This window comes from Acinetobacter sp. Root1280, from assembly GCF_001425285.1.
In the GTDB taxonomy this organism is placed as follows: Bacteria; Pseudomonadota; Gammaproteobacteria; order Pseudomonadales; family Moraxellaceae; genus Acinetobacter; species Acinetobacter guillouiae.
The window spans coordinates 46347-66038 of record NZ_LMED01000006.1 but is presented as its reverse complement, the minus strand read 5'-3'; the positions used below and the strand labels follow the sequence as shown (position 1 = coordinate 66038).

Sequence of the window (19692 nt, the reverse complement as noted above, 5' to 3'; positions counted from 1 at the left end):
ACTTAGAAAAATATGCAGACGATAAAGTATCAAGAGGCATAAAAAATACTTGAAATAAATTTCAAAACACGCATTATTAAAGAAACATAGTTTTGATCTGCGAAACAAGGAATCAAAAATGAGTGAAATAACAGGGAACAGTTTCATTGAAGTTGACTATTCTGTTCAGAAAGTAGCGATCGTGAAGATTAATCGTCCAGAGGCTAAAAATGCCTTAAATACACAGGTACGTCAGCAACTGGCTCAAGTGTTTACTGAGTTAAGTTTTAATGACCAGATCAATGCCATTGTGCTCACAGGTGGTGAAGAAGTTTTTGCCGCAGGTGCAGATTTAAAAGAAATGGCAAGCGCAACCTCCACAGAAATGTTGCTACGTCATACAGAACGTTATTGGAATGCAATTGCGCAATGTCCTAAACCCGTGATTGCTGCTGTAAATGGTTATGCACTGGGTGGCGGTTGTGAACTTGCCATGCATAGCGACATTATTATTGCGGGTAAAGGCGCAACTTTTGGTCAACCTGAAATTAAAGTCGGTTTAATGCCTGGTGCTGGTGGAACCCAACGTCTCTTTCGTGCAGTGGGTAAATTCCACGCGATGCGTATGATCATGACGGGTGTAATGGTCAAAGCCGAAGAAGCATATAGCATTGGACTGGTTTCCCAAGTTACTGAAGATGACCAGACCATCCCAACTGCCATTCAAATGGCGCAAAGTCTAGCAAAAATGCCACCGATTGCCCTACAACAAATCAAAGAAGTTGCATTAATGAGCGAAGATGTTCCATTAAATGCAGGTTTGGCATTGGAGCGTAAATCATTTCAATTGTTGTTTTCGACCGAAGATAAAAATGAAGGCATTCAAGCATTTATTGAAAAGCGTAAACCATCATATCAAGGCAAATAAGTTTAATCGATAACAACAATGGAATAGAAATGGCTAGAAAAGTATTGATTAGTGCAGGCGGTTCAGGAATTGGACGATGTATTGCAGAAGCATTCTTAGCACATCACGATGAAGTTTTCGTTTGTGATATCAATGCAGAAAGCTTAGCGCAATTCCAAAAGGCCTATCCTGCACTACATATTTATGCATGTGATTTATCTAACCATGATGAAATCAAATCTATGTTTAGTGATGCCATCAGCAAACTGGGGCATATTGATGTTCTGGTCAATAATACAGGGATTTCTGGCCCAACCATCGCAGCAGAAGAATTGAGTTTTGCCGATTGGAGTGCGGTATTAAACCTAAATTTAAATAGTACCTTTGCTATCACCCAACTCGCTATCCCCTTTTTAAAACAGTCGGAAGCAGGTGTCATTATCAATATGTCATCGATCGCTGGACGTTTGGGCTATCCATATCGTTTGGCTTACGCGACCTCTAAATGGGGATTAATTGGTTTTACCAAAACATTGTCGATGGAACTTGGTGCAGACAATATTCGAGTCAATGCCATACTTCCAGGTGCAGTGGATGGGGAACGTGTTCAACGGGTGTTACAAGCGCGTGCAGATATCGCTCAAACTTCTTTGGATGCCATTACGCAAAATGCACTTAAAAATCAATCGCTCAAATATTTTGTCAATCCAAAGCATATTGCCGATTTGTGTATATTTTTAGCCTCGGAAAGCGGTTGCTCTATTTCTGGACAAATTTTACCGATTGATGGTGATAAACAATGTCTGAGTTAACCCACCAGACTGTACTGGTTTATTTCGTTTCTATTTTTTCCGTCTCTAATTTTTCGTTTAATCTGGATCAGTTATCAGGATGATCGACATGACTTATGATATTCAAAGCATGGCTGTAATTGGTGTTGGTATTATGGGCAGCGGTATTGCTCAAATTGCCGCACAATCAGGTCATACCACCTATTTATATGACACCAAAGAAGGTGCTGCGCTACAGGCCAAAGAAAAGCTGGCAGCAACTTTTCAAAAGCTGGTCGATAAAAATAAAATCAGCGCTGAACAGGCGGAAAATGCCAACAAACATTTGATCGTTGCAGCGCAACTTGAAGATTTAAAAGCCTGCGACTTGATTGTGGAAGCGATTATTGAGCGTTTAGATATCAAACAAGCGTTGATGCAACAACTCGAAGAGATCGTTTCAGACACCACTATTTTAGCCTCAAATACTTCATCGCTTTCAATCACAGCCATTGCAGCAAACTGTAAAAAACCACAACGTGTAGTCGGTTTCCATTTTTTTAATCCAGTACCACTGATGAAAGTTGTGGAAGTGATCCAAGGATTAAAAACGGATCCACGTATTGTAGATGCATTAAATGAGCTATCACGTGCATTTGGTCATCGACCTGTTGTTGCCAAAGATACCCCAGGATTTATTATTAATCATGCGGGGCGCGCCTATGGCACCGAAGCGTTAAAAATCTTAAATGAAAACGTCTGTGACATCAGTGAAATTGACCGCATTTTAAGAGATGGTGTTGGTTTTAGAATGGGACCATTCGAACTCATGGATTTAACAGGACTGGATGTATCACATCCTGTAATGGAGTCGATTTATCATCAATACTATGAAGAAGCCCGTTACAAGCCCAATCCATTGACCAAACAAATGCTTGAAGCCAAACAACTTGGGCGTAAAGTTAATCAAGGCTTTTACCACTATGAAACAGGCACAAAAACAGGTGAAAAACCCGCACAGTTTGTTGAGCGTTTAACAGACTATCCAAAAGTTTGGATTGCAGCTGATTTTGCTGAAGATAAACAACAACTGGAAGATTATTTAATCCAGCAAAATATTGTCTTAGATACAGGTTTAGAACCATTACCTGAGAGTTTATGTTTACTCGCTTGCTACGGTGAAGATACCACCCAAGCAGCGACACGTTTAAAAGTCAATCCACAACAAGCTGTTGCCATAGATATGCTATATGGCATAAGCAAACATAGAACGTTAATGCCGTCACTGGCGACAAGCACTGAGTATCGTCAAGCAGCCCACTCTATGTTTAATTTAGATGGTGCTATGGTCAGCATGATCGCTGAAAGTATTGGCTTCGTGGCACAACGTGTTTTAGCCATGGTGATTAATTTAGGTTGTGATATTGCACAACAAAATATTGCTAGTGTCGATGATATCAATGCCGCAGTCCGTTTAGGTTTAGGCTATCCCTTTGGCCCTATTGAATGGGGTGATCATATCGGTAGCCAAAAAATCTTACTCATTCTCAATCGTATCTCAACACTGACCTACGACCCACGTTATCGCCCTAGCCCATGGTTACAACGTCGTGTCGCATTAAATTTACCGCTTACTTTTAATTCTGGATTTTGAAAAGGAACTTCTCAATGTTAAATGCCTATATTTATGATGGTTTACGTAGCCCGATTGGTCGTCATGCAGGTGAGCTTGCTTCAGTACGTCCAGATGATTTAGCTGCGGCAGTTTTGCAAAAGCTCCTTGAAAAAACTGGGGTTCCGGGCGCAGCGATTGAAGATGTTATTTTAGGCGATACCAACCAAGGTGGTGAAGACAGTCGTAATGTTGCCAGAAATGCCCTATTAATCGCGGGCTTACCTGTGACTGTTCCCGGCCAAACTGTAAACCGTTTATGTGCAAGTGGTTTGGGTGCTGTGATTGACTCTGCACGTGCCATTACCTGTGGCGAAGGCGACTTGTATATTGCAGGTGGTGTAGAAAGCATGTCACGTGCTCCATTTGTGATGGGTAAAGCTGAAACTGCCTATAGCCGTGAGGCCAAAATTTACGACACCACAATTGGCTCACGCTTTCCAAACAAAAAACTGATTGCACAATACGGTGGTCACTCAATGCCTGAAACTGGTGACAATGTCGCAGTTGAGTTTGGCATTACCCGTGAACAGGCAGATTTATTTGCTGCCCAATCACAAGCCAAGTATCAAACAGCCAAACAAGACGGCTTTTTTACTGGTGAAATTACCCCAATTGAAGTCTTTCAAGGCAAAAAGTTACCACCAAAACTGGTTTCTGAAGATGAGCACCCTCGCCCAAGCTCAACTGTTGAAGCCTTAACCAAATTAAAACCATTATTTGAAGGTGGTGTCGTCACTGCTGGAAATGCATCGGGTATTAACGATGGTGCTGCTGCATTGCTCATCGGTTCCGAAGCAGCGGGCCAAAAATATGGCTTAAAGCCAATGGCAAAAATCTTGTCAGCAGCAGCAGCAGGTATTGAACCTCGTATTATGGGTGCTGGCCCAATCGAAGCAATCAAAAAAGCCGTTGCACGTGCAGGGCTAACTTTAGATGATATGGATATCATTGAAATCAATGAAGCTTTTGCTTCACAAGTATTATCTTGCTTAAAAGGTTTAGATGTTGATTTTAATGATCCGCGTGTCAACCCAAATGGTGGTGCAATTGCCATTGGCCACCCACTTGGGGCTTCTGGTGCACGTCTTGCACTGACAGTTTCGCGTGAGCTGATCCGCCGCAATAAGAAATATGCTGTCGTTAGCTTATGTATCGGCGTAGGACAAGGCTTAGCTATGGTGATTGAAAACGTGTCATAGCATTGACTGTTTAATCACTAACCGAGTATCCATTCATCACAACAGCGCAGTGATGAATGGATTTATTTTGCAGAGCGAAATATAATAGCCAAACTGTTGCTTTATTATATTTGAGTATTGAATGTCTCAGAATTCAGAAACTGAACAACCTATAAATTTTGATGAGATACGTCTTGATCCTATTTCACATATTCATCGGGAAAATAACCCCCAATTTATCGCTTCTTTAGCACGTGGTTTAGAGCTATTACGTTGTTTTTCTGCCAACAATCAAGTCTTGGGTAACCAAGAACTGGCAAAAATGACGGGTTTACCAAAACCAACCATTGCGCGGATAACCAATACCTTAGTGTCATTAGGCTATTTAAAACAACTACCGAACTCCACCAAATATACCTTGGATATCGGTGTTTTATCTTTAGGCTATGCAGCCTTGTCCAATATTTCTATCCGTAATATTGCACATCGCTATATGGAAGAAATGAGCCAATATGTACAAGCACCTGTTGCGATGGCAACCCGTGATCGTTTAAATATGGTCTATATCGATGTGGTTCAGATCGAAACTGCTTTAAATATGCGCCGTCCCATCGGCTCAACCCTACCCATTCACAGCAGTTCCATGGGTCGAGCTTGCTTGGCGGCTACACCTGAACGTGAGCGTAACTTTTTACTGGATGCGCTTAAACAAAAAAATGCTGAAAACTGGCCTGCAATTAAACGTTCTTTAGAACGAGCTTTCCGAGATTATCAAGATTACGGATATTGCCTTTCTTTAGGTGAATGGCATAAAGAAGTAAACTCTGTTGCTGTACCTTTAGTCAGCTCCAAACATGGTCTTTATGTGTTTAACTGCGGTGCACCAAGTTTTCATTTAAACCCTGAAAAACTTGAAGGTGAAATTGGTCCCCGTTTAATCCATATGGTGCACAACATTCAAGATGCTTTGAGTGAAACGCCTTAACAACCATGTTTAAAATCAGATGCGTAAAATCAGCAGATACATGGTTGTGTGGATTAAAAGTTCCGATTTCATAATGACAAACCATAGGCATGATGAAAAACACTCTCTATACCCCAACCATTATTTTAATGGCAGTTGCAGCAGGCATCTGTACTGGTGGGAATTATTTTAGCCAACCACTGATTCATTCCATTAGTCTAAGTTTAAATTTAGCAGATACCACCACAGCATGGGTGCCTACTTTAGCGCAAATCACCTATGCAGCAGGTCTGCTGTTTTTAATGCCTTTAGGGGATATTCTCGAAAAGCGTAAGTTGTTGTTTATATTTATGCTGCTTGCCTCAATTGGGCTAATTATTAGTGGTTTTTCCCACAATATTTATCTGTTAATGTTCGGTACCATCATTACAGGGTTATTTTCTAGTTCAGCCCAACTGTTGTTACCACTGGCTGCCAGTCTGGTTCCAATTCAACATAGTGGTCGTGTTGTTGGTTTTTTACTGAGTGGGTTAATGATGGGTGTCTTATTGGCACGCTCATTATCAGGGATGATGTCGACGCTTTTTGCTTGGAATGTTATTTATCTGCTCAGCGGTTTTTTATTATTGCTCATTGCGATTATTTTGTACCGTAATATTGGCTTATTTCCTCCAACCAAATCTGAAAATTATCTCAAAACAATTCACTCACTGCCGCAAATCTTTATTCAAAATCGTCGCCTAAGAATCAGAACCTATATTGGTGGATTAACCTTTGCCTGTGTAAGCTTAACCTTTACCACCATGTCTTTACTCTTAGCTCCTGCGCCTTATTTTTTCAGTGATTTTACGATTGGCTTATTTGGGTTTGTCGGTGTTTTAGGGACATTCGTTGCCAATTTTTCAGGTAAATTTATTGATCAAGGCTATATTCATAAAATTTCGATATGTTGTGGTATCGGTCTGATTTTAAGTTGGCTATTGTTTTTGTTGCTCTCTTATCATTTTATCTTTTATATCATTGCCTTACTTATCCTTTATGCTTCGCTCTCGGCTGTTCATGTCACCAATCAGAGTATTGTCTTTAAGCTTAACCAACAATTGCGTTCACGTTTCAATGCCATCTATATGACAGGTTATTTCGCTGGCGGTGCTTTAGGGACCACGAGTGGAAGCTATGCATGGAAACATTTTGGCTGGACAGGTGTATGTATCTTGGGCTTAGTTTTTGCCCTGCTGTGTCTATATTATTGTCTTGCAGATGCTAAAAATCAGCACAATTCATAGTGTTGTGCTGATCTTTAAAAGCAGTCTTTCATCATCGAGATAAAGCTGAACTCAAATAGATGTTTATAAAAGCCCGAATAAACGTCCACGAATAATGTCTTCTGCATCTTTTACAATACGGTTGACCAGTTCATCACATGTCGGAATGTCATGGATCAGACTGGCAACCAAACCACATGACCACGCCCCAGCATTGACATCACCATCGATCATCACTTTAGGATAAACACCTGCAACTTCTTCAATGATATCTTCAAATTTAATCTGGTCACCAAGTGCTTTTTCTTTGGCTACAATTTTTTCTACAGCTGCATTATTCATAACGCGCTCAGTATTACGCAAAGCGCGCATAATTAAACGAGTATCTCTTTCTGTAGCATTCAGGATCGCCTGTTTCACATTTGCATGTACTGGCGCTTCTTGAGTTGCAATAAAACGTGTTCCCATATTAATACCATCCGCCCCCATGGCTAAAGCGGCAGCAAGTGAGCGTCCATCAGCCATACCACCTGATGCAACAAATGGAATTTCTAAGGTATCGGCAGCTAAAGGCAATAAAATCATATTCGGTACATCATCTTCACCGGGGTGCCCACCACACTCAAAACCATCGACAGAAACAGCATCACATCCAATTTTTTGAGCTTTTAGACTATGCCGAACCGAAGTACATTTATGAATCACTTTAATTCCAGCGGCCTTTAAATAAGGCATGACCTGTTCAGGATTACGACCTGCTGTTTCTACAACTTTTACCCCACCCTTAATAATTGCCTCGACAAAACCCGGATAATCAGGTGTATTGACTGTGGGTAAGAAAGTTAGATTGACACCAAAAGGCTTATCGGTCATTTCTCGACATCGGGCAATTTCTTTTGCTAGATTTTCAGGTGTTCGCTGGGTTAAACCGGTAATAATGCCTAACCCACCCGCATTTGAAACTGCAGCAGCCAGCTCGGCAAAACCGACATAATGCATACCGCCTTGAATAATCGGATGTTCAATTTCAAATAATTCTGTAATTTTGGTTTTCATATTCTTTCCACTCACTATTTTATATTTAGAGGCTCATTTCTTAGCATCCTATGCTTATCGATAATTTATTAAATCTGATCGATCATGAGTCCACTGTATTCTCACTTTGTTTGCAAGGTGACGAATTTAAACAAGCTCTGAGTACCTTGATGAAAAAAAACCCATTTTCCGTAAGCAAACTATTTAACATGCATCTTATTAAAAAGGCCAACAATGTAGATCGTTGCTAGCCTTTCAGTTTTAAAGCAATAAAATTAGCTAATTTCAGTGCGGATATTATTCACCATGTGGAGAAGACGCGGTGCAATATCCTCTTCAAGTTTTTCGCGGTTCATAATAAAGCTTGGTCCGCCGCAGTTAAATACCAGTAGACCATGTTGTTCATGAATCAAGGGGACTGCCACTGAATTGACATCTTTATGCCATTCACCAATTGAAAAACAATAACCAAAATCTTGATAATCTTTAAATGCCTTATCTAAATCACGGTTAATCTTGATCCAATCGTCTTTATGTTTGCTACGGATTGCATCAAGTAAAAACTCTCTTTCATCTTCAGGCATTGCAGCCAGACATGCACGTCCCATTGAACTTAAATGAATCGGTAAATAAGTACCGACTTGGCGACGCATGGTCATATTGCCCTTGCCTTGTACCACATCCAAATAAATCATATTTAGACGATCACGCGTTGCCATTGCCACTGCAGCACCCGCATAATCCGCTAAGTTTTTCATATAGGGATGTGCAATATTACGGATAGACACATTAGAAAGCATGGAGTAACCAAACGCCAAAACCCCAACTGAAAGTTGAAATTTGCTTGAATTTGGGACCTGCTTGATATAGCCCAAACGTGACAATGTGTGCGTTAAACGGGTAATGGTCGGTTTAGGCAAACCCGTCATTTGTGATAACTCTTGATTACCCAAATGCTGATGTTTTGGGGTAAAGCAACGTAAGAGTTCTAAACCACGTCCTAAAGCTGTAATAAATTGACGATCATTTTCATCTTGCATATCTTCAATCGGATGCAATAACTCATGCCTCAAAGGCGCTAATAATTTTTCTGTTTGTTCTGCATCTACGGCATCATTCATGGTTATACCAATTCACATATTTGTTTCGCACTGCGAAAATTATAATCTATTTTTTCTATAAATAGCAAAAAGCAATCATCTGATTCACTTTGAAAATAAAACGATGCATCTATCTCGATGTGAAAAGTCTAAATTTGCTTATTTTATTGAAAAAAATGGCTTTAGACTGCTCACATCATCTATTTAAAAACTATCCTATCACGCCTTTGGCTTTTAACTCATCAAGTTTAGCAGGAGAAATAATACGGCCTAAGATTGTTTGAGTATGTTCGCCTAATAAAGGAGGCGCATTTCTATACTCTACAGGTGTACGTGAAAGCTTAATCGGAGAACCGACTACAGTAAGTTTTTCACGTTGAGGATGTTGCATTTCTACCAGCATCTCTCGCGCAATTACTTGAGGTTCATTAAAAGCTTGCTCTAGATTATTAATCACACCAACAGGCACTTTAGCAGCATAAATTGCACTCACCCACTCATCGGCAGTCTTGCTTAAAAAATGCTTTGATAAAATTTCTATTACTTCATCACGATGCTTAACACGATCTGCATTACGGGTAAATCGAACATCATTGGGTAACTCTGGCAAACCAATACTTCTGCACAGTTGAATAAACTGGGTGTCATTACCACAAGCAATGATAAACTCTCGATCAGCGGCTTTAAATAATTGATAAGGCACAATATTGGCATGTGCATTGCCATAACGTACCGGCACTTTTCCAGATGAAAGATAATTCATTCCTTGATTTGCCATTGTGGCAATTTGCACATCAAGTAAAGCCATATCTATATGTTGCCCTAAACCCGTCATATGACGATTGAGCAAAGCCGCTTGTATGGCAATGGTTGAATATAATCCCGTTGATAAGTCTGAAAATGCGACACCTACTTTTTGCGGACCACCACCGGGTAAATCATCTTTTTCACCCGTGATGGACATCAGTCCACCCATTCCTTGAATGATAAAATCATAGCCAGGTTCTTCTGCTCTCGGTCCATTTTGACCAAAACCCGTAATCGAGCAATAAACCAGTTTAGGATTAATTTCTGATAAAGAAGCATAATCCAAGCCATATTTTTTCAAAGAACCAGCTTTGTAGTTTTCAATGACCACATCGGTATCTTGAATAAGTGCTTTGATGAGCGCCTGCCCTTCAGGATTTGCAATATCAATTGCAACAGAAAGTTTATTACGATTGGTCGACTGATAATAAGCGGCTTCTCGTGTCTCTTGTCCGGCGTCATCTTTCATCCAAGGTGGTCCCCAAGAACGCGTATCATCACCTAGTTTCGGTCTTTCAACCTTAATCACTTCTGCGCCTAAATCGGCAAGAATCTGTCCACACCACGGTCCAGCCAGTACTCGACTTAAGTCAAGTACACGAATTCCATTTAAAGCACCCATGTTTATTCCACTAACCTTTGATTAATTTCCTACAGGAAAATTTATTTAATATAAATTTCGCATAGCGATATATATTTTTAATATACACAGAAAACTTTAAAAATAAAACTTAATTTTTTCATCAAAAGTGATGATTTTTATTCAACAAATATAGATTAATTAAATCAAATAATTAGCCAACTGAAAAACAAGCACAATATACCGCATTGCGAAATTAATTTTCAAAATATATTGTTTTCTACTGATCCTTTGATTACTATCGCATCAATATGCAGGGTTTTAGCAACATCAGCTCGATGTTTTCAACATGTTGTACAAAGGACAAGACTATGATTCGAGATCAGGAAACACTCAAACAACTGGTAGATATGATTCGACAGTTTGTAGATGGTGTCCTTATTCCTCATGAGAATGAAGTCGCGGAAACAGATCAAATCCCTCAAGCCATCATTGAGCAAATGAAAGCTTTGGGTTTGTTTGGGCTGACGATTCCAGAAGAATACGAAGGTCTTGGCTTGACCATGGAAGAAGAGGTGTCCATCGCTTTTGAACTTGGACGTACTTCGCCTGCCTTTCGTTCACTGATCGGCACCAATAATGGAATCGGTTCGAGTGGCCTGATTATTGATGGTACCGAAACTCAAAAATCATTTTTCTTGCCCCGTTTAGCACGTGGCGAAGTGATCAGCTCTTTTTGCTTAACTGAACCAGATGCAGGTTCAGATGCTGCCTCTTTAAAAACCAGCGCAGTAAAAGAAGGTGAGTTTTATATTTTAAATGGCACCAAACGCTTTATTACCAATGCACCTCATGCAGGGGTGTTTACGGTGATGGCACGAACCAATCCAGACATTAAAGGTGCTGGTGGAATTTCTGCTTTTATCGTAGATCGCAAAACCGCAGGAATCTCTCTAGGTAAAACAGATAAAAAAATGGGGCAAAAAGGTGCCCATACCTGTGATGTGATTTTTGAAAACTGTCGGGTTCCTGCCTCAGCACTGATTGGTGGTGTCGAAGGTGTAGGATTTAAAACCGCAATGAAAGTCTTGGATAAAGGTCGTTTACATATAGCCGCAATCAGTGTCGGTGCTGCCATACGCATGTTAGACGATACCTTAAAGTTCGCCCTTGAGCGTAAGCAATTTGGACAAGCGATTGCTGAATTTCAATTGATTCAAGCCATGCTTGCTGACTCCAAAGCAGAAATTTATGCAGCGCAATGTATGGTTTTAGATGCGGCAAGACAACGTGATGCTGGGCTGAACGTCAGCACTGAAGCATCATGCGCAAAAATGTTTGCCACTGAAATGTGTGGTCGCGTAGCCGATCGTTGCGTACAGATTCATGGTGGCTCTGGCTATATCAGTGAATATGCCATTGAGCGTTTTTACCGAGATGTGCGTTTATTCCGTCTCTATGAAGGCACCACCCAAATTCAACAAATGATTATTGCTCGAAATATGATTCGCGCTGCGTCTTAATTAATTTTTAGGCACTTTAAAACGATTTGAAGTGCTGTAAATCAAATGTAGGTAATGGATTATGGCGACAAACTACAATACACATCTCTCTTCAATACAACCTCACACTTGGAAAATTGCATTTGTTTTTGCATTTTTAGCCTTGTTGGTGGATGGTGCCGATCTGATGCTGTTGTCTTATAGTCTCAACAGTATTAAGGCAGATTTTGGTTTAAGTTCCGTGCAGGCAGGTATGCTGGGTAGTTTTACCTTGGCGGGTATGGCTGTCGGTGGAATATTTGGGGGATGGGCATGTGACAAATTTGGTCGAGTACGGATCGTGGTTATTTCTATTCTCACCTTCTCACTACTTACATGTGGACTAGGCTTTACCCAAAGCTTTCTTGAATTTGGGCTATTACGCTTTTTTGCTTCTCTCGGACTAGGCTCGCTTTATATTGCCTGCAATACCTTGATGGCGGAATATGTACCTACACGTTACCGTACAACGGTATTGGGTACCTTACAAGCAGGTTGGACAGTTGGCTATATTGTTGCAACGCTACTCGCTGGATGGATTATTCCAGATCATGGCTGGCGTATGCTGTTTTATGTTGCCATTGTACCTGTATTGATTGCTGTTTTAATGCATCTTTTGGTACCAGAACCACTCGCATGGCAACAGTCTCGTTTACAACAACCAACACGCGATAAAAATTCTGAGGAAACTTCAGCATTTAAACTGATTTTTAAAGATAAACGAAATCGTAATATGTTTATCTTGTGGGCGCTCACAGCAGGCTTCTTGCAATTTGGTTATTATGGGGTAAATAACTGGATGCCTTCATATCTAGAAAGTGAATTAGGCATGAAGTTTAAGGAAATGACCGCATATATGGTCGGTACCTATACCGCCATGATCCTCGGTAAAGTCCTTGCGGGGATGATGGCTGATAAACTTGGTCGTCGCTTTACTTATGCCTTTGGTGCGATTGGGACTGCTATTTTTCTACCACTGATTGTTTTTTATAACTCACCCAGCAACATTTTATATTTATTGATCGCTTTCGGATTTTTATACGGTATTCCTTATGGTGTAAATGCCACCTATATGACGGAAAGTTTCCCGACAGCGATTCGTGGTACAGCGATTGGTGGTGCCTATAACGTGGGGCGTCTTGGTGCAGCACTTGCGCCTGCAACGATTGGCTACTTGGCATCGGGTGGTTCTATTGGTTTAGGTTTTGTGGTGATGGGAGCTGCTTATTTAATTTGCGGCGTTATTCCTGCCCTCTTCATCAAGGAAAAACTCTACGATCCGCAAAAATCGTAAAAGTAACCTTGTAAAATCAGTTATCCCATTTTAAAGCCAGCTAAATCTAGCTGGCTTTTTTGTGGGTATCATTTTGAATTTGCTCATCAAGCAGCCCTTTTTTGATGCTTTTTTATTTGATATTTTTAGCCCAATAAATTAAAATACCGCCAAGCGAAATAGGATTTCTTTTTATGAAAGATTTACAACGAGAGTCAATGGAGTTTGACGTAGTCATCGTAGGCGCAGGCCCTGCGGGTCTTTCTGCTGCGATTAAAATTCGTCAATTAGCGCTTGAAAACAATCTTCCAGACCTTTCTGTCTGTGTGGTTGAAAAAGGCTCTGAAGTTGGTGCGCATATCCTTTCTGGTGCTGTACTTGAACCTCGTGCAATCAATGAACTTTTCCCTGACTGGAAAGAACAAGGTGCACCTTTAAATGTACCTGTGACAGAGGACAAAACTTATTTCCTCATGTCTGCTGAAAAGTCACAAGAAGCACCGCATTGGATGGTTCCTAAAACCATGCACAATGATGGTAACTATGTTATTTCATTGGGTAATGTAGTGCGTTGGTTAGGTCAAAAAGCAGAAGAGTTAGAAGTTTCTATCTTTCCTGGCTTTGCTGCCTCAGAAATCCTTTATCATGAAGATGGTTCTGTAAAAGGCATCCAAACTGGTGATATGGGTATTGGTAAAGATGGTGAACCTACTCATAACTTTACCCCTGGTTACGAGCTTCATGCAAAATACACAATTTTTGCAGAAGGTTGCCGTGGACACCTTGGTAAACGTCTGATTGCAAAATACAACTTAGATCAAGATGCTGATCCGCAACATTACGGTATCGGGATCAAAGAACTTTGGGAAATCGACCCTGCAAAACATAAACCAGGTTTAGTGATGCATGGTTCAGGCTGGCCTTTGGCAGAAACGGGTTCTTCGGGCGGCTGGTGGTTATATCACGCTGAAAATAACCAAGTGACCTTGGGTATGATTGTCGATTTATCTTATGAAAATCCACACATGTATCCTTTTGCTGAAATGCAACGTTGGAAAACACATCCACTGATCAAGCAATATCTTGAAGGTGGTAAGCGTATTTCTTATGGCGCACGTGCAGTTGTTAAAGGCGGTCTAAACTCTCTACCTAAACTGACCTTCCCTGGCGGTTGCTTAATTGGTGATGATGCAGGTTTCTTAAACTTTGCTAAAATCAAAGGCTCTCATACTGCGATGAAATCGGGTATGTTGTGTGGTGAAGCTGTATTTGAAGCAATTCAAGCAGGTCATGAGAAAGGTGGCGATTTAGCGGTTGCGCGTGTCGCTGAAGGCGAAGATTTCTTTGCCAAAGAATTGACTGCCTATACTGACAAATTCAACAACAGTTGGTTAAAAGAAGAGTTACATCGTTCACGTAACTTTGGCCCAGCAATGCATAAATTCGGTTTATGGATGGGTGGTGCATTTAACTTTATCGATCAAAATATCTTTAAAGTGCCATTTACCCTACATGACCTTGCACCTGACTTTAGTGCATTAAAAACTGTAGATGCTGCGACATTTAAACCGACCTATCCAAAGCCAGACGGTAAATTAACCTTTGATCGTTTATCTTCTGTATTTGTATCGAATACCGTACATGAAGAGAATCAGCCAGCTCACTTAAAGCTGACCGATGCTTCGATTCCAATCAATGTCAACTTACCAAAATGGGATGAGCCAGCTCAACGTTACTGCCCTGCTGGTGTTTACGAGATTATGGAAAATGATGATGGTTCTAAGCGCTTCCAGATTAATGCTGCAAATTGTGTTCACTGTAAGACTTGTGATATCAAAGATCCATCTCAGAATATCACATGGGTAACACCGGAAGGTGGTGGTGGGCCTAACTATCCAAATATGTAAGCTGGATACTTAGGACGATGCTTTAATGCTGCTCACCACTAAACATGCGAGTGTTTAGATAATTTTGTGTAGTATTAACAGCGTCTTTTACCCCAATTTGTCGAGTGATATAAGCTCTTCATTTTCATTATTTAGGTAAGCTTAGTTCCCAAGGGAGCTAAGCTTGAAAGACAAAATAGAATAAATCTTGGCTCAAATTAAGTTGACTATAACTTAATTTTGCACTTTAATTTTAATGATTAAAAGATACAAATGATTGAAAAAATGATGAAATTTAAAATTAAAAAGCTGATGTACCCTCTGATTATAGTTACATTTTTTCCCACTACACTTGTATTTGCAGAAAGTTTTGAAGCGCTACTCGAAAAAGCCAACAATGGGGACGTAAAAGCGCAATACCAAGTGGGTTATCTTTATAGCAGTGGCAATCAGGGTGTGTCCTTTGATGAAGAAAAAGGTGTTTTTTGGTTTAAAAAAGCCGCCGAAGCGGGTGATTCAGAATCTCAACTCAGTTTAGCAATGAGTTATTTATGGGGCTCAGGTGTCGGTAAAAATACCCGTAAAGGTATTGAATGGCTGACCAAATCTGCAAATCAGAACAATGCGATGGCACAATACAATTTAGCTGAAGAATATTCAGATGGGAAAAATATCAAGAAAGATCTAGATCTTGCAAATTATTGGTATCTTAAGTCGGCTGAAAATGGTGATGTGACAGCACAATTTAAATTGGGATCTCTATACTTAGATGGAAATTTAGGTCTACCTCAAGATATCAATAAAGCAAAAGAATGGCTGAAAAAAGCCGCAGATCAAGGCTATGAATTAGCACAACGGCAATTGACTGTACTATGATTGAAGACAATAAAACTACCAACTTACCAATTTATAGAATTGATTTTTAATGATTATTTATTTTGACTGATACTTTTTTAAATCAGCGGTTTTACAACATTTAAAACCTCATGACTTTTAACAATTAAACAAATACATTGATCAAAAATGGCTTTTGAATTTTGTATAAATTCATCTTCCATCGCATCTAAATGTAAGTGGCTTTCTTTTTGGACTTTTTTGTACAAGGCAAATAAATCATGCTTATACTGAGACTTACAACTGAGATTGAAGTCCTTGAGTTCTTGCTCAAGTTCTAAACGCATATTTTCAATAAAATGCTGACGTGAAGCTTTATTATTCTGAATATAAAATAAGCGTGTTTGTTCATAAGTTCCTTTATGAAATATCATTTCATAAATTTTCATCGTAATACTTACCTATAGATTTGTATTTTCACTCTTAAAAGTAGAATTCATACAAATGCGTTATTTTATAAAATTTATCTATGTTCCCATTGAGATAATGTATTTTCAGTCTTTTATAAACATCTTTATCTGTTGTTTTTTATTAATCCTTAAAAACTCCTATTTCCCTTGGGGAAGGGAAATAGGATCAAGGCATCAAGAATCTTTAAAAAAGATCTCCCTCTAATTCTGTAGAATTTATCACAATAATCTTCAATTAATCAATACACCATCAACATAAAAACAGACAGTTCTGTATATTTTTGTTTAAAAAACATTCATTCGCAATCAAAGTGACTGGTTTATTTACATCGGCGTTTAAAGTTTAATCAGATTAAATTGTAGAACTGGATAAATTCAAATTGTTGCTATGCTAAAACCAATGATATTACAAAGGTGTATTTGAATATCATGTATTAAACTATCACGAATATAAAACTTTCCTAATATGCCTAAAGCATATCCAAGGCCTTGCTATAAGCTGATGGTGCTCATTTTTTTAAGCCTAGAAGTATTTTGGTTTTATTAAACAGCTCAACATACTTACTTTTAAATGATTTCAACATCTATTCGGAAGCATATTGAGGGCTTTTCTTTTTTTCAGATTAACAATCAAATTTTAATTATTTTTACCATAAAAATTAACACTCTAAACTCAGCCTAATTTTTTAAAAAACCAAGTCGACACATATGTCTCATAAAAATCTGCTTACAACACTTTCTATTGCATTAATCAGTCTTTCTATTTCAGCATGTAATAATGATTCAGACCATTCAAATACTGTGGTGGAAACCAAGAAACAACCGAATATTTTATTTATCATGGCTGATGATTTAGGTTATTCGGATTTAGGGGCATTTGGTGGAGAAATACACACTCCAAATATTGACGCACTGACCAAAGAAGGTCGTATTTTAACGGACTACCATACTGCCCCGACCTGCTCACCGACGCGTTCACAATTGATTTCGGGTACAGACCATCACTTAGCTGGCATTGGGGCTATGGCTGAGCTCACTCCTGCCCACTTAAAAGGCCAGCCGGGTTATGAGGGCTACTTAAATGAGCGCTCACTCTCAATAGCAGAAGTGCTTAAAGATAACGGCTACCGAACCTATATCAGTGGAAAATGGCACCTCGGTTTAACCGCTGAAACTAACGCACATGTAAGAGGCTTCGATCATTCATTTACGCTATTGCAAGGTCTAGATTTACACTTTAAACAAGCGCCTAGTGCATATAAACGTAATGCCACCTATACGGAGGATGGTAAAGTTGTTCCAATTTCAGCATTACCCGATGACTTTTTCTCAACCAATTACTTCACCGATAAGCTAATTAGTTATTTAGAGTCAGGTAAAAATTCAGGAAAACCATTCTTTGCCTATGCTGCTTACACCGCACCTCATTGGCCATTACAAGCCCCAGCTGAATATCGTGACCGTTATCGTGGCGTTTACGATGCTGGTTATGATGTGATCCGTAATGGTCGTATTGCCCGCCAAAAACAACTTGGTCTAATTCCAGCTAACTTTACTGCAGCCGAACCGATTGCGACAAAAAATGTACCACAAAAATATGGCAAATGGAATGAACTTTCCACAGAGCAAAAAGTCTTAGAAGCACGCAGAATGGAAATCTATGCGGGTATGGTCGAAAACCTTGATGCCAATATTGGACGCGTGATTGAGTATTTAAAACGCAATAACTTATACGACAATACTTTAATTTTCTTTGTTTCAGATAATGGAGCTGAAGGCTTTATTCGTGGTAGTTATGGGGCTGAATCAGGTTTTGATAATCGGGTGAATAATGTCGGTACATCCAGTTCTTATCACTATGTCGGTCCGCGTTGGGCTGAAGTCAGTGCTGCACCTTTCCATTTATGGAAAGATACTGCGGGTGAAGGTGCAACCACAGCACCAGCCATTGTTAAACTTCCTCATCAAAATAAAGCGCAAGCAACCTATCATGGTTTTGCTTCAGTGCTCGATGTTTTCCCAACTGTTTTAGATTATGCCAATATTGCTGTCCCACAAAGTCAATATAAAGGTCGTCAGATTAATACCCCAAGCGGTTACTCGTGGAAATCGGTGCTTGAAAATAAAGCACAGGCGATTCGTCCTGTAAACTTTAGTTTTGCAGATGAATTGCATGGCAGTAAATATGCGCGTCAAGGCGAATGGAAAATTGCTTTACAAGGTAAAGCAGAGCTAGGAACGGGAGCTTGGGAATTATATAACTTAAAAAATGACCGTGGTGAAACCCAAAACCTTGCACAAAATAACCCAGTAAAACTACAAGAACTACTTGATGTGTATAACAAATATACCCAACAAAATGGGGTGAAGGAATACAACATTCAATGAAGTTTAGCCCTCTTTTAATTTCACTATGTAGCCTGTTCCTTGTAACAGGCTGCAATAAAGCTACGCCCGACTCGCACCATTCTCCCAAACAAACCAGCAAAGCTTCTATACCACTTGGTTCATTGCAGCAATGCGAACACTATTCAGGTTTACCCAATGCATGGCAAAAAAAGCCAACAGCAGGTATGGTTTGGATTGCCAAAGGTTCATTTCAGCTCGGCTCCGATAAAGCCTATCCCGATGAACTCAATTTTGGGCAAAAACAACGTCAAGTTGAGGGTTTCTGGATCGATCAAACCGAAGTGACTGTGGCGCAGTTTAGTAGTTTTGTAAAAGCAACCGGCTATGTAACCGACGCAGAGCAACAGAAACAGGCAGCTGTATTTTCACCAGATGCCAATAAGCCTAATCAGTGGTGGCAACTCAAGTCTGATTACACTTGGAAAACGCCCAATGGCGCTTCGGGTCAAGCTCCACGCCCTGCTGAACCTGTTCGCTATGTGACCAAAAATGATGCTGAACATTACGCAGTTTGGTTAGGACGAGATTTACCTACCGAACAAGAATGGGAATATGCTGCAAAGGCGGGCTCAAAAACCGATACGCCACTGCATCAAGCGCCTCAGGATGCCCATCAACATCCACAAGCCAATTATTGGCAAGGTGAATTTCCAATGCATAATTCTGTTGAAGACCATTTTGCAGGTGTGGCACCTGTCGGCTGCTACCCTGCCAATGCGTTCCAATTGTTCGATATGATTGGGAATGTCTGGGAGTGGACCTCTTCTGTATATCAAGGCGCGCATGATCAACATATGGGAAATTATACTGATCTGCGTCAGCAAAGCATCGCAGCAACCCAATATGTGATTAAAGGTGGTTCTTTCTTATGTGCTTCGAGTTATTGCTCTCGTTATCGAAATAGTAGTCGATATCCGCAAGAGTTTGATTTGGCTGCAACGCATGTGGGGTTTAGAACAGTATTACGAACTCACCCATGAGACAAGGATAGGTTAAAATCTAGAGATCTGGCGAATTTA

16 protein-coding genes and 1 pseudogene are annotated in these 19692 nt (G+C 40.0%); 13 read left to right on the top strand and 4 right to left on the bottom strand.

Annotated elements, in window-relative coordinates; genetic code table 11:
- Positions 1-118 precede the first annotated feature (118 nt).
- The 6 genes from ASC84_RS06965 to ASC84_RS06940 all read left to right on the top strand — a co-directional run bounded on the left by ASC84_RS06965 (position 119) and on the right by ASC84_RS06940 (position 6759).
- Complete coding sequence (locus tag ASC84_RS06965) at positions 119-907, top strand: enoyl-CoA hydratase (protein WP_004721460.1); 789 nt, start codon at positions 119-121, stop codon at positions 905-907.
- Between the two features lie 29 nt (positions 908-936).
- On the top strand, positions 937-1698 hold the full coding sequence (locus tag ASC84_RS06960; protein WP_056512959.1) for an SDR family oxidoreductase: 762 nt from the start codon (positions 937-939) through the stop codon (positions 1696-1698).
- An 88-nt stretch (positions 1699-1786) separates the two neighbouring features.
- The gene (locus ASC84_RS06955) at positions 1787-3310 is read left to right on the top strand and encodes a 3-hydroxyacyl-CoA dehydrogenase (protein WP_056512956.1); all 1524 of its coding nucleotides are present in this window, start codon (positions 1787-1789) and stop codon (positions 3308-3310) included.
- 14 nt (positions 3311-3324) lie between these two features.
- Entirely contained in the window at positions 3325-4530 is a 1206-nt protein-coding gene (locus tag ASC84_RS06950) for a 3-oxoadipyl-CoA thiolase (protein ID WP_056512953.1), read from the top strand.
- Positions 4531-4651: 121 nt separating this feature from the next.
- Positions 4652-5494 (top strand): IclR family transcriptional regulator, encoded by an 843-nt coding sequence (locus tag ASC84_RS06945; RefSeq protein ID WP_004721464.1) that lies wholly within the window; start codon positions 4652-4654, stop codon positions 5492-5494.
- An 89-nt stretch (positions 5495-5583) separates the two neighbouring features.
- Positions 5584-6759, top strand: coding sequence for an MFS transporter (locus ASC84_RS06940; protein ID WP_004721465.1), 1176 nt, complete (start codon positions 5584-5586; stop codon positions 6757-6759).
- Between the two features lie 63 nt (positions 6760-6822).
- On the opposite strand, the gene ASC84_RS06935 is transcribed toward ASC84_RS06940, so the two are convergent.
- Positions 6823-7794 (bottom strand): nitronate monooxygenase family protein, encoded by a 972-nt coding sequence (locus tag ASC84_RS06935; RefSeq protein WP_004721466.1) that lies wholly within the window; start codon positions 7792-7794, stop codon positions 6823-6825.
- Positions 7795-7844: 50 nt separating this feature from the next.
- Here ASC84_RS06935 and ASC84_RS23165 point away from each other — a divergent pair.
- Positions 7845-7981, top strand: a pseudogene (locus ASC84_RS23165) (enoyl-CoA hydratase); the annotation flags it as partial.
- A 67-nt stretch (positions 7982-8048) separates the two neighbouring features.
- Here the strand turns inward: ASC84_RS23165 and ASC84_RS06925 are convergent.
- Together ASC84_RS06925 and ASC84_RS06920 are read right to left on the bottom strand one after the other, a co-directional pair.
- Positions 8049-8894, bottom strand: a complete 846-nt coding sequence (locus ASC84_RS06925) for an IclR family transcriptional regulator (RefSeq protein ID WP_004721467.1) — start codon at positions 8892-8894, stop codon at positions 8049-8051.
- Between the two features lie 190 nt (positions 8895-9084).
- Complete coding sequence (locus ASC84_RS06920) at positions 9085-10302, bottom strand: CaiB/BaiF CoA-transferase family protein (protein ID WP_004721468.1); 1218 nt, start codon at positions 10300-10302, stop codon at positions 9085-9087.
- Positions 10303-10631: 329 nt separating this feature from the next.
- On the opposite strand from ASC84_RS06920, the gene ASC84_RS06915 reads away from it, so the two are divergent.
- The 4 genes from ASC84_RS06915 to ASC84_RS06900 all read left to right on the top strand — a co-directional run bounded on the left by ASC84_RS06915 (position 10632) and on the right by ASC84_RS06900 (position 15836).
- Positions 10632-11783 carry an acyl-CoA dehydrogenase family protein gene (locus ASC84_RS06915; protein WP_056512946.1) on the top strand — a complete coding sequence of 384 codons (1152 nt, stop codon included), beginning with the start codon at positions 10632-10634 and terminating at the stop codon, positions 11781-11783.
- A gap of 61 nt (positions 11784-11844) precedes the next feature.
- Positions 11845-13095 carry an MFS transporter gene (locus tag ASC84_RS06910; protein WP_004721472.1) on the top strand — a complete coding sequence of 417 codons (1251 nt, stop codon included), beginning with the start codon at positions 11845-11847 and terminating at the stop codon, positions 13093-13095.
- Positions 13096-13268: 173 nt separating this feature from the next.
- Positions 13269-14981 (top strand): electron transfer flavoprotein-ubiquinone oxidoreductase, encoded by a 1713-nt coding sequence (locus ASC84_RS06905; protein ID WP_056512943.1) that lies wholly within the window; start codon positions 13269-13271, stop codon positions 14979-14981.
- 267 nt (positions 14982-15248) lie between these two features.
- Positions 15249-15836, top strand: coding sequence for a tetratricopeptide repeat protein (locus ASC84_RS06900; RefSeq protein WP_227515103.1), 588 nt, complete (start codon positions 15249-15251; stop codon positions 15834-15836).
- Between the two features lie 77 nt (positions 15837-15913).
- Here ASC84_RS06900 and ASC84_RS06895 read toward each other — a convergent pair whose 3' ends face one another.
- Entirely contained in the window at positions 15914-16243 is a 330-nt protein-coding gene (locus ASC84_RS06895; protein WP_004721480.1) for a hypothetical protein, read from the bottom strand.
- 729 nt (positions 16244-16972) lie between these two features.
- Between ASC84_RS06895 and ASC84_RS06890 the strand changes: the two genes are divergently transcribed.
- Both ASC84_RS06890 and ASC84_RS06885 read left to right on the top strand, forming a co-directional pair.
- Entirely contained in the window at positions 16973-18652 is a 1680-nt protein-coding gene (locus ASC84_RS06890) for an arylsulfatase (protein ID WP_056512940.1), read from the top strand.
- A complete protein-coding gene (locus ASC84_RS06885) occupies positions 18649-19653 on the top strand; it encodes an SUMF1/EgtB/PvdO family nonheme iron enzyme (protein ID WP_056512937.1) in 1005 nt (334 codons plus the stop codon). Before ASC84_RS06890 ends, ASC84_RS06885 begins: the two co-directional genes overlap by 4 nt.
- Positions 19654-19692 lie beyond the last annotated feature (39 nt).

What these genes read in the sequence shown, in the direction of transcription:
- ASC84_RS06940 (WP_004721465.1), top strand. Translation starts at nt 5,584, where the DNA reads ATGATGAAAAACACTCTCTATACCCCAACCATTATTTTAATGGCAGTT.
- ASC84_RS06945 (WP_004721464.1), top strand. Translation starts at nt 4,652, where the DNA reads ATGTCTCAGAATTCAGAAACTGAACAACCTATAAATTTTGATGAGATA.
- ASC84_RS06935 (WP_004721466.1), bottom strand. Translation starts at nt 7,794, where the DNA reads ATGAAAACCAAAATTACAGAATTATTTGAAATTGAACATCCGATTATT.
- ASC84_RS06890 (WP_056512940.1), top strand. Translation starts at nt 16,973, where the DNA reads ATGTCTCATAAAAATCTGCTTACAACACTTTCTATTGCATTAATCAGT.
- ASC84_RS06885 (WP_056512937.1), top strand. Translation starts at nt 18,649, where the DNA reads ATGAAGTTTAGCCCTCTTTTAATTTCACTATGTAGCCTGTTCCTTGTA.
- ASC84_RS06905 (WP_056512943.1), top strand. Translation starts at nt 13,269, where the DNA reads ATGAAAGATTTACAACGAGAGTCAATGGAGTTTGACGTAGTCATCGTA.
- ASC84_RS06915 (WP_056512946.1), top strand. Translation starts at nt 10,632, where the DNA reads ATGATTCGAGATCAGGAAACACTCAAACAACTGGTAGATATGATTCGA.
- ASC84_RS06910 (WP_004721472.1), top strand. Translation starts at nt 11,845, where the DNA reads ATGGCGACAAACTACAATACACATCTCTCTTCAATACAACCTCACACT.
- ASC84_RS06925 (WP_004721467.1), bottom strand. Translation starts at nt 8,894, where the DNA reads ATGAATGATGCCGTAGATGCAGAACAAACAGAAAAATTATTAGCGCCT.
- ASC84_RS06895 (WP_004721480.1), bottom strand. Translation starts at nt 16,243, where the DNA reads ATGAAAATTTATGAAATGATATTTCATAAAGGAACTTATGAACAAACA.
- ASC84_RS06955 (WP_056512956.1), top strand. Translation starts at nt 1,787, where the DNA reads ATGACTTATGATATTCAAAGCATGGCTGTAATTGGTGTTGGTATTATG.
- ASC84_RS06900 (WP_227515103.1), top strand. Translation starts at nt 15,249, where the DNA reads ATGAAATTTAAAATTAAAAAGCTGATGTACCCTCTGATTATAGTTACA.
- ASC84_RS06920 (WP_004721468.1), bottom strand. Translation starts at nt 10,302, where the DNA reads ATGGGTGCTTTAAATGGAATTCGTGTACTTGACTTAAGTCGAGTACTG.
- ASC84_RS06960 (WP_056512959.1), top strand. Translation starts at nt 937, where the DNA reads ATGGCTAGAAAAGTATTGATTAGTGCAGGCGGTTCAGGAATTGGACGA.
- ASC84_RS06950 (WP_056512953.1), top strand. Translation starts at nt 3,325, where the DNA reads ATGTTAAATGCCTATATTTATGATGGTTTACGTAGCCCGATTGGTCGT.
- ASC84_RS06965 (WP_004721460.1), top strand. Translation starts at nt 119, where the DNA reads ATGAGTGAAATAACAGGGAACAGTTTCATTGAAGTTGACTATTCTGTT.